General features: G+C 43.6%; 6 protein-coding genes. All 6 read left to right on the forward strand.

Annotation, left to right across the window (positions count from 1 at the left end):
- Nucleotides 1-276: 276 nt before the first annotated feature.
- Complete coding sequence (locus tag BQ8005_RS08900) at nucleotides 277-1,293, forward strand: hypothetical protein (RefSeq protein ID WP_159436231.1); 1,017 nt, start codon at nucleotides 277-279, stop codon at nucleotides 1,291-1,293.
- Between the two features lie 6 nt (nucleotides 1,294-1,299).
- A complete protein-coding gene (locus BQ8005_RS08905; protein WP_075317804.1) occupies nucleotides 1,300-7,371 on the forward strand; it encodes a DEAD/DEAH box helicase in 6,072 nt (2,023 codons plus the stop codon).
- Between the two features lie 570 nt (nucleotides 7,372-7,941).
- A complete protein-coding gene (gene miaA / locus BQ8005_RS08910) occupies nucleotides 7,942-8,865 on the forward strand; it encodes a tRNA (adenosine(37)-N6)-dimethylallyltransferase MiaA (protein WP_075317805.1) in 924 nt (307 codons plus the stop codon).
- Between the two features lie 72 nt (nucleotides 8,866-8,937).
- Nucleotides 8,938-9,864 carry a diacylglycerol/lipid kinase family protein gene (locus BQ8005_RS08915; protein WP_021846541.1) on the forward strand — a complete coding sequence of 309 codons (927 nt, stop codon included), beginning with the start codon at nucleotides 8,938-8,940 and terminating at the stop codon, nucleotides 9,862-9,864.
- Nucleotides 9,865-9,967: 103 nt separating this feature from the next.
- Nucleotides 9,968-12,811, forward strand: a complete 2,844-nt coding sequence (locus tag BQ8005_RS08920) for a M16 family metallopeptidase (RefSeq protein ID WP_075317806.1) — start codon at nucleotides 9,968-9,970, stop codon at nucleotides 12,809-12,811.
- Nucleotides 12,812-12,939: 128 nt separating this feature from the next.
- On the forward strand, nucleotides 12,940-14,436 hold the full coding sequence (locus tag BQ8005_RS08925) for a DUF5687 family protein (protein WP_075317807.1): 1,497 nt from the start codon (nucleotides 12,940-12,942) through the stop codon (nucleotides 14,434-14,436).
- The last annotated feature ends 22 nt before the right edge of the window (nucleotides 14,437-14,458 follow it).

Consider the following 14,458-nt stretch of genomic DNA (forward strand, 5'->3'; position numbering starts at 1 on the left):
TACTGAAAGCTACTACTAACGACTCATAAATCTACCCTTAATCGTGTATTGGATGATAGTTGCGGATTTTAGGATACAAAGAGAATTCTCAGTAAGGCAGGTTTGTTACACATTGACTATTCTACCGGCAAATGTCAAGCTATAGTACCTTCATTTATGCGAGTGCCATTTTCACTGTATCAGACCCAAGGATCTCAATTACTGATGTTGGGAGGTTGTTACACACGGGCATTTGTTGCAGATCTAATTAAGTATTGTGACGGCCATCAGGTAAACATGTTTTGTATCAAGAATAAGAGCCAAAAAGATGAAGAAAAACTGTTGCCACCAATTATACTTCTTGGCCCCAATTTCTCTCCAAGTGAGTTTAGCAAAGAGTCTGGACAGCAGTGTGATGTGCTTGATAACCACGATTTTGCTTTGTCGTTACTCAATATAATACCTTCATATTCATATAACGATATCTACTCTAAATTCCAATTTAACGTTGGTTCGTCCAATTTTATTTCTCAACTCGAACCAGCCACAACTGTTGCTATACCAAGAATAAGGTCAATGAGAAGCACTGGCACACATAAAACCTGGTACATTGAAAAAGCAAATAATAAGTTTGCCAAAATTGAGCAAGGTATGTTACCGTGGGCATCAATCATTTGCCACCATGAGATGAATGCACCTATGGTAATTAAACAAAAAGATTATTCTGTCTATCTTCCAGCTACATTGTTGCTGCCTAGTTATGTTGAAAGAGCTTTATATTTAATGAATTTAGGGTTGCCTGAAATAAAAAAAGTTTTTGTATGTGGAAATTCAAGTAATACATATTACACATTAATGAACCAATATAAACTTCATAATGAAACAAGATGTGATGTGTTTGCCTCAAAAATATCCGGAAGCGATAATAAAAGTAATCTTGTAAGAGATGTTGTCAGAACTACCCACAGAATGGAGTTCTATAAATCCAATTTCAATGGAAGCAAATATCGGGATATGTATATGATATTAAAAGATTGCAATGGCTCCGATGATATTTTGGCTGTAGCCCATAAACATAAAATATACTTAAATCGTCAAGGGAAATTTTACAGATTAGATACAAGAACCGTTAACGAGGCGATGTCATTCCTCATCCAAAACAAAAACAGATGGAAGTTTGAACCAAAAGGGGCATCGATTGGATATACAAAAAATGGCGGACTAACGTTTGAATCCGTTTTCACTTTGACCGATGAAGTAATTGAAGTGCCAAACTTATCACAATTTCATAAAGAAGATATTCAAATTATATAAGTTACTATGAAGAAATTTGAACATTTATTCTCACAAGATCCAATTGGAGCTTTTGAAAAGATAGAAGAAGACTATAGACGTTATTTCAAAGCAGCGTATAAAATCAGCAATGAAAGGCTGGATGAAGAACGAATGGAAGCATTAGGCAACAACCTCAGCAAGGAACCTTATTTAGAAGTACTTCCTGAATATGCCCCTGCTACAAAGTTATCTACAATGGATGACCTGATAAATCGCTTCTCCGACTTTTTAGGCGGGAGAGAACACGCTAAAGAATTCTTCGAAGACTTCATCTCAAAAGGATTGATGCAAGGCCTGATGGATAGGTATATCCCTTACGGCCATCAGATAGGAATGCTGGAGAAAGCATTTGCTGGAATAGACGAAAATGGCAAAACACTTAAATACAAAAACACAGTCATCACTTCAGGCACAGGTTCAGGAAAGACAGAATCATTCCTGCTACCGCTGTTAGCAGATATATACAAAGAGTATATTAACAACAATTGGGGACAAGCCACTTCACACACCAATTGGTATGAAGGTGTTGTAGAAGGGCGAACCAATATAAGACGATATACACCTAATCAACGGTCAGGCGATCCGCGACGTGCAGCCATCAGAGCCCTTGTGCTCTATCCGATGAATGCCTTGGTCGAGGATCAGATGGCACGTCTTAGGGAAGCACTCGACAGTGATGATGTACGTAATTTTATGCAAGAAAATATGAATGGAAACCGCATCTATTTCGGCAGGTACAACGGTGCGACTATTGCTCCGAAAAGTTATGATTTACTCGAAGATCCTGATCACCTGAATACTTTTAACAGAAAGAGACAAGAAGTAGCAGAACAGTTGAAAGAGATTCATGATAATTTTGAATTTATCAATAATTACGTAAACAATCATCCGGATAAAAGAGATGCTCTGTACATTGAACCGAGACTTGGAGGAGATTTGACTACCAGCGAGATGATAACCCGTTGGGATATGCAGTATTGGGTACCTGATATTATGATTACCAATACTTCGATGCTCAGCATTATGCTTATGCGACGGGCAGAAAGCCAAATGTTTGAAGATACCAGACGTTGGCTGGCAGCAGAAGACCTTCCTAAAGAACAGCGCGAAGAAGCTAAAAAGAATAGAGTTTTTCACATCATTGTCGATGAACTCCACCTGTACCGGGGAACTGCGGGTAGCGAGGTGGCTTGTCTGTTGCGTATGTTGTATAATGCCATTGGTCTTGAACCTGTAGTAGATGATGGTCATGGAAACAAAATTCCGAATCCCCAGATCAAAATACTTGCTTCATCCGCTTCTTTAGGGGACGAGACTACAACACAAAAATTCATGGAAGAATTCTTTGGTATATACAGTACCATTGAAGGAGAAACGGTATTCAATGTTCAGGCTGGTTCCAATTACACAGGAAGCGAACAAAATATTACTATTGATTATACACTGTTTTCTGAGTTTAATCATGAAAACTTCATTGCGATTGAACTCGAAACAAATAATGCAGGTAATGTAGAAGATATACGCACGAATAAAGTAAAACGATTTATAAAGGAAAAATTCAATTGTGATTCCATAGCAGAATTCTGTGAAAAGTATGAAGAGCAGATCTTTAATGACTTTTTCAATTGCCTGCCTTCAAATAAAGATAGATCAAAAAGACCGATTGCCCAATCTGAACTAATTAAATCTTTATTTAAAGGTAATAAGGAAGCTTATCGCGGATTCCTTATCTTTAGAGGTTATATAGATACTCTTTACAGAAATCATAAATTGCCAAGATTCCGTTTTCATAAGTTCTTTAAGTATATCGAAGGGCTATGGGGTGAATTGAACCCTTCTTTATCTGATGAAGTTCCACCTGTAAAGAATCTCAGCTACAATGCAAAGGAAGTAGGAGCAAGAAAGGTACTTGAACTGCTCCGTTGTGAAAATTGTGGTCAACTGTTTATAGGGGGGAATAGAAAAATGGAAGATAACGGTAGCATTTCACTTACATTAAACTTCCCTAATCTGGAGCAAATACCTAATTTCAATCCGACACCGATGGTTCAGAATAAGAACTATCTGGAGTATGCGATTTTCTGGCCAAAAGATTTGGATACACAAATCCAATTGACTAATGGAAATGCTCAAGCAGGGGCAAATAATCATGTAGTGGAAATTTCATCCGGTAACAATATTTATGATTTAGGCAAAGCTCAATGGGTTCCAGGTTACTTGGATTCCTTAACAGGGAGGTTTATCCCAAAAGATAGATCCATTTCGCCTGAGACAGGAGAACTCTACCCCACTATTCAAGAAAACGGCATTCAAGGATTCCTTTATCAAGTTGTGAATAACAATGATCAAGAGATTGATAGTACAAGAGCTTCCAGAATTTATGCAGCTCCATGTACTTGTCCGCATTGTTTACAGGATTATACTTTACGCAAATATACACATTCACCTATTCGTAGTTTCCGAACTGGTATCGATCGTAGTAATCAGATCCTCAGCAAGGAATTATTGTATCAATTAGATGATAAATCCGCAAAGCTTATTGGTTTTTCCGACAGCAGAGAAGATGCCGCCAAACAGGCACTGGGTATTGAGAAGGAACAATATCGAGACATGATTCGTATGCTATTTGTTGAGTGTGTCAATGAAGTTGGCATTGATGATATTGTTGATTTTGTTAGACAGAGACTAGCAGCTGGTGAACAATGGGACACAATCAATGAAGAAGTTATGGCTAGATGGTTGCGTCCAGACATTCTTGCAATAATGTATGCTATCATGATTGCAGTTACGACTAACAATTACACAGGTTTAGCCAGATTCTCTCCAAATAATATTCCTTTATCCGACCTCATCAGCAGACATGCTAATAGTTTTGATGGAACTTTAGTAAGAAAATTACTGCAAAGAGGTATTAATCCGGCAGGAGAGGCTTACAAGTTTCAGTGGTACAGAAGAGATAATGCACCAGGTTTGTACCATTGGAGCACAGCTTACGACTTCAATACTTTTTCATTAGTAAGCAATCCTCACTTTTTTGATAGCGCATACACCCGACAAATCAGGAATCAACTTGAAAATGCAGTATTTGCCAACTCGTTTGGCAAATACATGGGTGTAAGCGTATTAGATGCAGGTATTGGTTATATCAGTGGACCACAGTCAGCTGATATTGAAAGATCACAAGAGTATCAAGCGTTAAGAAATCTATTGCCAGCAAATATCAATGTTTATGAATTCGTTGACGCATTCATCCGTGTAATGGGTGACAACTATCTCTATCCAAGCGTAGAAGGTGGAAATTCTTATACAGATTACGCAAATCTTAAAGCCTCTGTAAAACGCCCTATTGGAAAATTCTGTACTGAAAATAATATCGATGAAAACCAATTGGGCAATGCTCTTGTTGCTTACTTGAAAATAAATTGTACTGACAATGAAATTCTTTCTCTTGAACTTGAAAAATTGTATTTCACCAAAATGACAAAGGACAGGTATCTGAAATGTCCTAGATGTGGTCGAGTGCATCCCAATATGGGATTCGGTTTCTGCACCAATACATGCTGCATGACAACATTAGATCCTCGTATTACAATTGATACCGATTCTTTGCACAATCATTATATCTCATTTGACATTTTAAAAGAGAAAAAAGCACCAAGAAGGCTTCATACAGAAGAATTATCAGGACAGACTGATGATATCCAAGCACGTTTACGGGAATTCAAGGATCTAATCCTGATAAATGACGATGACCCAACAAAACGTGGTAAAGAAATGACAATGCCTATTGATATGCTTTGTGTTACTACTACCATGGAGGTCGGTGTTGATATTGGTAGCTTGCAAGCCATATTCCAAGGTAACATGCCACCGACACGTTACAATTACCAACAGCGTGTCGGTCGTGGTGGTCGTCGTGGTCAAGCGTATTCTACCGCATTCACGTTCTGCCGCGGAAGGAGTCATGATGTGTACTATTATGAAAAAGCTACCGACGAAATGGTAGGTGGAATACCCGCAACTCCGACATTGTCTTTGGCTCCATATCGAGACTCTGATGGCCAAATGCGAATGAAAAAAGCTATAATGAAACGTGTTGTCGTGAAAGAAATACTCCATCAGGCTTTCATAGGACTTCGCTATCAATATGACCTTCAAGATACGGCAGGTGAATTTGGACGAATAAGTGAATGGAATAATACCAATAAGGCAACATTACAAAACTGGCTTACAAATAACGAGGTAGCTGTTAATGCGATAGTACATCGATACTTTGATCAATTCAACACAAATGGTCAAATTCAAAATGATATAAAGGATATTATAAACTGGATATCGAATGATATGATTAGCCAGATTGATAATGCCGTTCACAAAGCAACTAATCCTGACATGGGATTGGCTGCTTATTTGTCTGAAGCCGGATTCCTGCCTATGTATGGAATGCCTTCTGATGTGCGCAACTTTTACCATGGCTATGATAATGTATTTAATAGGATAAAGAGTATTGACCGTTCCAGTGAGATTGCAATTACTGAGTTTGCACCTGGATCAGAAAAGACGAAGGACAAGGGTAAGTATAGAGTTGAGGGAGTAACAATTCCAATCATGGAAGAAGCTAATAACGGACGAATCAATTTCTACAATCCTAATGGAGATGCGTTGTCTGATAGATATATACTATCGTACATCAAAAACATAGGTGAGAATGATAATAACATAATAGAGATCACAGAGGCTCCACATAATACTCCATCCAATCAAATAAACTTGACTGACAATCAACGTCTTATTGTGATTCCTCAAGCCTATCGCTCTTTAGATATAGTAGGAAATACTGGTACTCCCGTAGAAAACAATGACAAAGGAAGTAGTTTTACTCAAAGCCAGATCTTTGCGCGAGACAATAGCTCTATACAAACAGGATCTAACAAGAAAACGGTCTGCAATGTGGACATTTCGATGTATGAAATGGGATTAAATGAAGATCCTACCGTATGGCATGTGAATAGCAATAATAACAGATTCTATACAGGTGCTTATTCTGCAAACCTACTGGGACAGCCTAATGACAATACTGCGAACTTTATGTTCTATGACAAAATTAATGTAAATGGCAAAGAAGAGATAGTAAGAAAAGGACAAGGTCAAAATACAATCGACATTGCATTGGGATCGAAGAAAGTCACAGAAATGATTAAATTGGAACTGAAATCATATCCTGCTGTCCTTGATTTGTCATTAGAAACTGGTAATAAATCTGCTATCAGAGCCGCATTCTATTCAGCCGCTTTCTTATTGCAACGAGCGTTGGCAGACAAACTTGATGTCCAACCCGATGAAATAGAAATATGCGAAAAAATTAATGAGAATTTTGCATATCCTACGCTATATCTGAGTGATGCGTTACCTAATGGTGCTGGCATTGTAAGCTACTTATATCAAGACGGAAAATTAGAAGAACTGATTAGGCGTATCATCGATTTCGATTCTTTTGATGTAACAAAAACGCCCAAAGACAAGAGTTTTATGCAATCCCTAATCTCCCAAGAGCATAGATGCAACTGTTTGACCTCATGTCAGAAGTGCCTCTTAACATACAATAACAGAGGATTTCATCATGTGCTTGATTGGCGACTCGGAGTGGGTATATTGCGTTTAATGTTAGATGAAAATTATGATTTCGGATTTGACACGAATACGCGCGCTAATTATGAGGAGCTTCAGGATTGGAATCACATTGTACATGAATGTGCAAAGAAATTCAATCTTGAAGCGCAAACAGAAGAGCAGCATTATTGGATTAATAGGAATGGAATCTGTTCAATATTCTATCATCCATTATGGAATAGAACAAAGGTAATAGAGATGATTACTGAAGAATATATAGGTTTAAAAATGTTCAATACCTTCAAAATTCTACGGTCTGATCTGACAGAGGATAGGGTTGACAATTTGGATGCTCAGATACAACAACAAGGTGCGAATTGGCTAAATAGAATAAGACGAAACAATCAGCCTATACCTCCTGCTGGAACTGATGTCGAACTACAATGAACTGCATAAACATTCAGTAAACTACAGGCACTAACCTCTACAATATAATAGCGACTGTTACTACAAGAACCTAATAGTAGCAGTCGCTATTTGTTGTATTGTACCTATACATTGTAGTCACAGTAATTATGCAAACTCTCTTTAACCTTAAAACAATTCATAATTCACAGAAATTTGTAATCAGCCCCAAAACGTGAAAGCAAACAAAACACATGTTTCACCATAACAAACTATATTCCAACGTTTTGAAATGAAGTGAAGGCGTGAAGGATAAAACAAAAACATAATTTTCACAAGAAGACGATGCTTTCTTCCCTTTAAAACATTGCTTTCACACCCGAAAAGCACTGCTTTCTACCATGAGGCACTTGGCTTCCGTAAAGTCCCTCTTTAGCACGCTAAAGTGGCACTTTACGACGCTAATGTAGGCAGTTGGAAACGCCAAGCAGCCACTGTTTTTTCTCCAGTTGGGAAAAAAGTTTTTCTCAACTGGAGAAAAATAGAACCAGTCTTTCATTAGTATATTCCACAGAAAATCCGTAAGTTTGCCCGAACGTAAATTGCAAGTGTATGCCAAACTATGATTTAATCGCCATACTGGGTCCTACAGCTTCGGGAAAGACACCTTTTGCAGCAGCTCTGGCAGCTGAATTGAAAACGGAAATCATCAGTGCCGACTCCCGACAGGTGTACCGTGGCATGGATCTGGGTACAGGGAAGGACCTGGCCGACTACAACGTAAACGGACAAGCCATCCCCTACCACCTTATAGACATCGCCGAGCCGGGCTACAAGTACAACGTCTTCGAGTACCAGCGCGACTTCCTGACGGCTTACGAAGATATCCGCCACAGGGGTATGATACCCATCGCCTGCGGAGGGACGGGACTCTATCTAGAGGCAGTGCTGAAAGGCTACCGTCTGCTGCCCGTACCCGAGAACCCTGAGCTGCGCGCCCGCCTGGCAGACAAATCGCTGGAAGAACTGACTGAACTGCTGAAAACCTACAAGACCTTGCACAACACAACGGACGTGGACACAGCCAAACGAGCCATCCGCGCCATCGAAATAGAAGAATACTACCTGCACACCCCCGTGGACGAGCGTTCGTTTCCCCAGCTGAAAAGCCTCATCATCGGCGTGGACATCGACCGCGACCTGCGCCGCGAAAAGATAACCCGCCGCCTGAAGCAGCGACTGGACGAAGGTATGGTGGACGAAGTGCGCCGCTTGCTAGAACGAGGTATCGCAGCAGAAGACCTCATCTATTACGGACTGGAATACAAATACCTGACCCTCTACGTCACCGGCCAGCTGACTTACGACGAGATGTTCCACGGACTGGAAACCGCCATCCATCAGTTTGCCAAGCGGCAGATGACATGGTTCAGAGGCATGGAACGGCGCGGCTTTACCATACACTGGATGGACGCACGCCTGCCCATGGAAGAAAAGATTGCGTTTGTCAAAGGAAAACTCACAGAGAATTTGTAAATTTGCAAGTGACAACGGCAGGAAAGAGGCTTCCTTCCTCTCCTACTGCCAAACAATAAGGACAAAGAAGCTATGACGAAATCACCCGAAAAATGGGGGGTGATATACAACCCCAAAGCCGGCACACGCAAAGTGCAGAAACGGTGGAAAGAAATCAAGGAATACATGGACAGCCGGAACGTGGCTTATGACTACGTACAATCCGAAGGGTTCGGCTCGGTGGAACGTTTGGCCGGCATTCTGGCCAACAACGGTTACCATACTATCGTCATCGTGGGTGGCGACGGCGCCCTGAACGATGCTATCAACGGCATCATGAACTCCGATGCTCCTGACAAGGAAAACATCAGCCTGGGCATCATCCCCAACGGCATCGGCAATGACTTTGCCAACTACTGGGACATGAGCGATGACTATAAAGAGGCTGTAGACTGCATCATTCACGGGCGGCGCAGACGTATCGACGTAGGCACATGCTACTATTACGACGGACAGAAACACCTGACACGCTATTTCCTGAACGCCATCAACATCGGCCTGGGAGCACGCATCGTAAAGGTAACCGACCAGTGCAAACGATTCTGGGGCGTAAAGCCATTGTCATATTTCATGGCCTTGCTGTCGCTCATTTTCGAACGCAAGCTTCATCGCATGCACCTGAAGATAAACGGCGAACACATCCGCGGACGTATCATGACGGTTTGTATCGGCAGTGCACGTGGTTATGGACAAGTGCCGAGTGCCGTCCCCTACAACGGTTGGCTGGACGTTTCTGTCATCTACCGTCCCGAACTTCGCCAGCTGCTCAGTGGCCTGTGGATGCTGATACAAGGACGTATCCTGAACCACAAGGTAGTTCACCCCTATCGTACTCAACACGTCAAAGTGCTTCGTGCGCAGAATGCGGAAGTCGACCTGGACGGACGTATTCTTGACCGCCACTTCCCGCTGGAAATCGGTATCCTGCACGAAGCCATTACGCTGATTATACCCGAATAAGAGACGAATTACAAGCCGATAATCACTAAAAAAATCTCTCTGGCGTGTGACTTTCGGCCACCGCCTTCGACTGATACATACAGAAAAACTTAAAAATTGAGTTATGAGACATTTATTCAAGAAAACCATCCTGGCCGCAGTCATCGTCTGCGGTAACATGGGAATCCTTTTCGCCCAGCAGATGCCACCCGTCCCCATGGACGCACAGGTACGCGTGGGCAAGTTGAACAACGGACTGACCTATTACATCCGTCACAACGAAAAACCCGAAAACCGTGTTGAATTTCATATCGCACAGAAAGTAGGTTCCATCCTCGAAGAGCCACAACAACGCGGACTGGCACACTTCCTGGAGCACATGGCCTTCAACGGTACGAAAAACTTCCCCGGCGACGAACGCGGCCTGGGTATCGTACAATGGTGCGAAACGAAAGGTATTAAATTCGGTGTGAACCTCAACGCCTATACCTCGGTGGATGAAACTGTTTACCGCATCAGCAACGTCCCCAGTACAGATGCATCCGTAGTAGACTCCTGCCTGCTCATCCTGCACGACTGGAGCAACGCCATCCTGCTGGCCGACAAGGAGATAGACAAGGAACGCGGCGTCATCCGCGAAGAGTGGCGCAGCCGCAACAGTGGCATGCTCCGCCTCTACACCGAAGCGCAACCCGTCATTTACCCCGACTCCAAGTACAGCGACTGTATGCCCATCGGCAGCATCGACGTCATCAACAACTTCCCCTATCAGGACATCCGCGACTACTACGCCAAGTGGTATCGTCCCGATCTGCAGGGTATCATCATCGTGGGCGACATTGATGTAGACCAGATGGAAGCCAAAATCAAGTCGGTATTTGCAGACGTGAAGAAGCCCGTCAACCCAGCCGAACGTGTCTACTATCCCGTACCCGATAATGCCGAACCCCTTATATATATAGGTAAGGACAAGGAGATAGACAGTCCGAGCATCGACATCTACTTCAAGCACGATGCCACGCCCGACTCCATCAAGGGTACTATGGCCTACCTGGTGCAGGACTACCTGATGAGCACCATCACCATGATGCTGAATGAGCGTCTGAGCGAACTGGCACAGAGCGCCAACCCGCCCTATGTAAATGCCGGCAGTTATTATGGCAACTTCTTCCTGTCCAAAACCAAAGAAGCCTTCAACATCTCTGGTACAGCCAAAGACAACGGTCTGAAGGAAACTTTGACCGCTCTGCTGACAGAAGTAGAACGCATGCGCCGCTATGGATTCACGGAATCGGAATATGCACGTGCCCGTGCAAACATCCTGCAACGCATTGAGTCTTCCTATAACGAACGTGCCAACACGAAGAATGATTCGTACGTAAACGAGTGCATCCAGCACTTCCTCGACGCTGAGCCTATGCCAGGCATCGAATACGAATATACTGTCTTCAACCAAATAGCCCCCAACATTCCTGTGGCTCTGGTAAACCAGATTGTACAAAGCGAACTGATTCCTGACAACAACGAGGTGGTCATCATCTCCGCCCCCGACAAAGAAGGAGAAGTAATCCCCACTAAGGAAGAAGTGCTGGCACAGCTGAACGGCATGAAACAACTCGACGTAAAACCCTACGAAGACAAGGTAAGCAACGAACCGCTGATGAAGGAAGCTCCCAAAGGCGGCAAGATCGTATCGGAAAAGACTGACGCCATCTATGGCACAACGGAACTGACCCTGTCGAACGGTGTGAAGGTTTACGTGAAGAAGACAGACTTCAAGGCTGACGAAATCCGCATGAGCGCTTTCAGTCTGGGTGGAACAAGTCTGCTGCCCGACAGTGACAAGCTGAACTTCAACCAAGGCATTCTGAACGGCGTAATCTCTGCCGGCGGACTGGGTGACTTCAGCAACGTGGAACTGACGAAGATGCTGGCCGGCAAGAAAGTATCGGTAGACGCAGGTGTAGGCGGTACACAAGAATACGTACACGGCAACTGCTCACCCAAAGATTTTGAAACGATGATGCAGCTCACTTACCTGAGCTTCACAGCTCCACGCAAGGATATGGAAGCTTTTGCCTCTTTCAAGACACGTCTGAAAGCACAGCTGGAAAATGCAGCAGCCAACCCGCTGTCGAGCATCAACGACACCATCACCTCGATGATGTACGGCAACCATCCGCGCTATCTCTCGCTGAAGCCCGAACTGATCGACCAGATCGACTACGACCGCGTTCTGCAAATCTACAAGGAACGTTTCGCCAATGCAGGCGACTTCACCTTCTTCCTCGTTGGTAACATCGATCTGGAACAAATGAAGCCGCTCATCGAGCAATACCTCGGCGCTCTGCCCTCTACAGGTGCTAAAGAAACCGTACGCGACAACCACATGGACATCGCCAAGGGCATTCTGAACAAGACATATGCCAAGGAACAGCAAACACCGATGGCCACTGTCTTCATGCTCTACAGCGGCGACTGCAAATATGACCTGAAGAACAATCTGCTGATGAGCTTCCTGACACAGGCACTCGACATGGTTTACACGGAGGAAATCCGCGAAAAAGAAGGCGGTACATACGGCGTCAGCTGCTACGGAGGGCTGAACAAATACCCGACGGAAGACATGATGATGCAGATTGTATATCAGACAGACCCTGACAAATTCGAAAAGCTGAATTCCATCATCGATCGTGAAATGAAAGAAATGGCTACCGAAGGTCCGAGCGACGAACACATGCAGAAAATCAAGGAGTATATGCTGAAAAAGTATAACGACAACCAGAAAGAAAACAGCTACTGGGTAAACAATCTGAAAGAATATTTCTGCAACGGTGTGGACAATACCAAAGACTACGTAGAAACGATCAATGCCATCAGCAAAGCAGACGTACAAAAGTTTGCTGCCGACCTGCAAAAACAGGGCAACAAGATTACAGTGGTGATGACCGTACCCGACAAGAAGTAATACTAAAAGGAAAGCCCTACATAAAATAACAGGCACGGATGACACGGAAAGACAACGGAATGGCATAGCAAATCCGTAAAATCCGAGTTATCCGTGCCTTTTTTCATACCAAACATTTACATGCAATCATGAACTTGTTTCTCGAACTACGCCGACATGGCAAGCTGGCCGACAAACGCCATCCCATGTACGACAAAAACAAATTCGGCCGTTTTTGGATGTACCTCATGGCCGCCTTCTGGGCCGGGTATCTGATATTCTTCGGCACAACTTTTGCTTTTGCCCTGAGTGAAGAGTCGCGCGAGCCCTACCAGATCATCAACGGGGGACTCATCATCATCCTGGCGCTCGACTTCCTCATCCGTTTTCCTTTCCAAAAAACACCTACGCAGGAAATGAAACCCTACCTGTTGCTTCCCATTAAACGCAACAGGCTGATAGATTGTCTTCTACTTCGTTCTGGGCTGAGTACGTTCAACCTCTTCTGGCTGTTCTTCTTTGTACCGTTGGCTATCATCACCGTAACGCGTTTCTATGGCGTGACAGGCGTTGTTACCTACAGTATCGGCATCTGGCTGATGATGGTGATGAACAACTATTGGTTCCTACTGTGCCGCACACTGATGAACGAACGCATCTGGTGGACTTTCCTTCCGCTTTCCGTTTATGGCGCTATCGGCTGTGCCCTGTTCATTCCTGACGACAGCCCCTTGTTCGACTGGGCCGTAACATTAGGCGAAGGCTTCATTACAGGCAATGTATTCAGCTTTCTCAGCGTGATAGTCGTCATCATTGCTCTATGGTTCGTTAACCGCAAAGTGATGCAGGGATTGGTGTACAGCGAACTAAACAAAGTAGAAGATACAACTGTGAAGGTGCGCAGCGTGTCGGAATACCGCTTCCTGGACCGCTACGGCGAAATAGGAGAATACATGCGCCTGGAGCTGAAGCTGCTGCTACGCAACAAAGTATGCAAAGCCTCACTACGTTCCATTGTTATCATCGTACTGATGTTCAGCGGTATCCTCAGCTTTTCGGATATCTACGACTCTGACGGCATGAAAAACTTCATCATGGTGTACAACTACGTCATCTTCGGCATCATGTTCCTGCTCAGTATCATGAGTTACGAAGGTAACTACATTGATGGACTGATGAGCCGTAAGGAGTCCATCTACTCGCTGCTGCGTGCCAAGTACATCCTTTATAGCGTAGCTATTCTGATTCCCTTCCTGCTGATGACACCTGCTATGGTGACAGGCAAGCTGACCGTTGTCAGTTGCCTGGCTTGGGCACTGTTTACTGCCGGAGCCATCTATTTCTGCCTGTTCCAGTTGGCCGTATACAACAACCGCACGCTGGATTTGAACACCAAACTGACCAATCGCCAGAATATGGGAACAGGACTGCAGAATCTCATTTCGTTTGCAGCCTTCGGTTTACCTTTGTTGCTAAATTTCGTTCTCAAAATATGGCTGGGCGAAAATACCACTAATATCATCCTGATTGTCGTAGGACTGGGCTTCATCCTCACCTCGCGCTTCTGGTTGAAAAATATCTATCATCGCTTCATGAAACGACGTTATAAAAACCTGGAAGGATTTCGTGACAGCCGGCAGCGATAAAAGACAAATATCAGAAATATAA

Origin of the sequence: Bacteroides togonis, assembly GCF_900130135.1 — a bacterium.
In the GTDB taxonomy this organism is placed as follows: Bacteria; Bacteroidota; Bacteroidia; order Bacteroidales; family Bacteroidaceae; genus Bacteroides; species Bacteroides pullorum.

Excerpts from the sequence above, each read along its gene's own strand:
- BQ8005_RS08900 (WP_159436231.1), top strand. The coding sequence starts at position 277 with ATGTTTTGTATCAAGAATAAGAGCCAAAAAGATGAAGAAAAACTGTTG.
- BQ8005_RS08905 (WP_075317804.1), top strand. The coding sequence starts at position 1,300 with ATGAAGAAATTTGAACATTTATTCTCACAAGATCCAATTGGAGCTTTT.
- miaA (WP_075317805.1), top strand. The coding sequence starts at position 7,942 with ATGCCAAACTATGATTTAATCGCCATACTGGGTCCTACAGCTTCGGGA.
- BQ8005_RS08915 (WP_021846541.1), top strand. The coding sequence starts at position 8,938 with ATGACGAAATCACCCGAAAAATGGGGGGTGATATACAACCCCAAAGCC.
- BQ8005_RS08920 (WP_075317806.1), top strand. The coding sequence starts at position 9,968 with ATGAGACATTTATTCAAGAAAACCATCCTGGCCGCAGTCATCGTCTGC.
- BQ8005_RS08925 (WP_075317807.1), top strand. The coding sequence starts at position 12,940 with ATGAACTTGTTTCTCGAACTACGCCGACATGGCAAGCTGGCCGACAAA.